Source organism: Nguyenibacter vanlangensis (genome assembly GCF_013376155.1).
Taxonomy (GTDB): domain Bacteria; phylum Pseudomonadota; class Alphaproteobacteria; order Acetobacterales; family Acetobacteraceae; genus Gluconacetobacter; species Gluconacetobacter vanlangensis.
In genome coordinates this window covers 1-1,971 of record NZ_JABXXP010000540.1, presented here as the reverse complement: position 1 = coordinate 1,971, position 1,971 = coordinate 1, and the positions used below count along the sequence as shown (strand labels likewise).

Sequence of the window (1,971 nt, the reverse complement as noted above, 5' to 3'; positions counted from 1 at the left end):
CGCGCGATCTGCTGGCCTGCGCGCGGGCGCTGGGCCATGAGACGCTGGCCATCGCGGGGCATGGGACGGGCGGCCATGTGGCGGCCTATGCCGCCGCCTATGCTGCCTCATGGGCGCCGGCGCGGGTGACGCATCTGGCCGAGATCGAATGCATCCCCTCGCCCGGGCATCATGGCCGGGCGGACCTGGCCTATGAATTATCGCGCTATCAGGCCTGCTGGTTCGCGCAGCTTCATCCGAAGCCGGAATCGGCGACGGTGGCGGTTCCCGAGGAATGGACGCAGCCCGCGGCGGAATCGGCCGGTGCCTTCAACCCCTCGGCCGTGGCCGATTACCTGGACCTGGTGCCGCCGGGCCAGTCACCCGGGGCGAACGGGCATTTCCGGGTGCCGCCCTATCCGGTCGATCTGCGTTTCGGGTGTCCGCTGCTGGTCGCCTGGTCGCGCGACGGGCGGCTGGGCGGCTGGTACGATCCGCCGGACCTGTGGCGGGCCTTTGCGACCGGGCCGGTCGAGGGGCTGGAAGTCGATTGCGGCTATTACATTCCCGAAGAGGCGCCCGACATCCTGTCGGACGCGCTGCGGCGGTTTCTGACGGCCGAGATTTATTAAGCGCCCACCTGGGCCGTGTCCTGGCTTGCCTGGCGCTGGTTCTGCGCCGCCGCGTAGCGGCGGGCGAGGACGGCGCAGACGAAGAGCTGGATCTGGTGGTAGATCATCAGCGGCAGGACCACGAGCCCGACCGTGGCCGGGGCGAACAGGACGTTGGCCATCGGCACGCCGGAGGCCAGGGTCTTCTTCGAGCCGCAGAAGACGATCGCCGCTTCGTCCGTGGGGGAGAAGCCCAGGACGCGGCTGCCCAGGGTGGTGACGAACAGAACCGCCGCCAGCAGGGCGGCGTCGACCAGCAGGACCAGGCCGATCTGCGACAGCGGCAGCTTGTGCCACAGGCCCTGGATCACGGCCTCGCTGAACGCGGTGTAGACGACGATCAGGATCGAACCGCGATCGGTCATGGAGAGCAGGCGCTTGTTGCGATGCGCCCATTCGCCCAGCCAGGGCTGCAGGAGCTGGCCCAGCACGAAGGGCAGCAGCAATTGCAGCATGATCGCCACCACCCCGCCCTGGCCGGCGGACGCGCCGTGCCGGCCGAGCACCAGGCCGGTCAGCACCGGGGTGATGAAGATGCCCAGGATGTTGGAGGTGGTGGCCGAGCAGACCGCCGCCGGCACGTTGCCGCGCGCGATCGAGGTGAAAGCGATCGAGGACTGGACGGTCGAAGGCAGGCAGCACAGGAAGAGGATGCCCAGCCACACCGAGGGATGCAGCAGATGCGGAAAGAGCGCGTGCAGCCCCAGACCCAGCAGCGGGAACAGCGCGAAGGTGCAGAGCAGGATCACCAGGTGCAGCCGCCAGTTGACCAGCCCGTCCAGCACCGCCCGGCGCGACAGGCGCGCGCCCTGGAGGAAGAACATGACGGCGATGACCGCGATGGCCAGATCCTGGAAGACGGGGACCGCCGCGCCGTGGCACGGCAGCAGGGTGGCGAGGATGACGGTGCAGATGAGGCTGATCAGGAACGGATCCGGCTTGAACATCGAACGAAGGTCCCGGTGAAACGCATGGGCCGGTGCGCCGGCCGGCTGGAAGGGATTTGAAGGCGGAACGGGCGCGGCGGGCGATGCCGCCTCGCCTCGGTCATACTCTCATGCCATTGATTGCGTCATGGATTGATTGCGTGACGGATTAACCGCGTCACGGATTAACCGCGTCACGGATTAACTGCGTGATGTTAACTGCGTCACGTTAACTGCGTCTTGGGCGGCATCCGTCGATGACGTCACTTTCTTCGGCCGGAATGACGACTATGCGACTCCCCTTGTTTGCGTCCCTTGCCGTGGCCCTGGCGCTGCCGGCCGTTCTGTCGGCGGCCCCGGCCGCCGCGCTGCCCCTGCCCGCGAACTGCGCCGTC

2 protein-coding genes are annotated in these 1,971 nt (G+C 68.0%); one reads left to right on the top strand and one right to left on the bottom strand.

Translation table 11 applies throughout. From position 1 onward, the window contains the following. Nucleotides 1-611: alpha/beta hydrolase (locus HUK84_RS16410; protein ID WP_176641235.1), on the top strand; the 611-nt coding region annotated here is incomplete at its 5' end. On the opposite strand, the gene HUK84_RS16405 is transcribed toward HUK84_RS16410, so the two are convergent. After that, the gene (locus HUK84_RS16405; RefSeq protein WP_176641234.1) at nucleotides 608-1,597 is read right to left on the bottom strand and encodes a bile acid:sodium symporter family protein; all 990 of its coding nucleotides are present in this window, start codon (nucleotides 1,595-1,597) and stop codon (nucleotides 608-610) included. The two genes, HUK84_RS16410 and HUK84_RS16405, sit on opposite strands and share 4 nt — an antisense overlap. Between the last annotated feature and the right edge of the window lie 374 nt (nucleotides 1,598-1,971).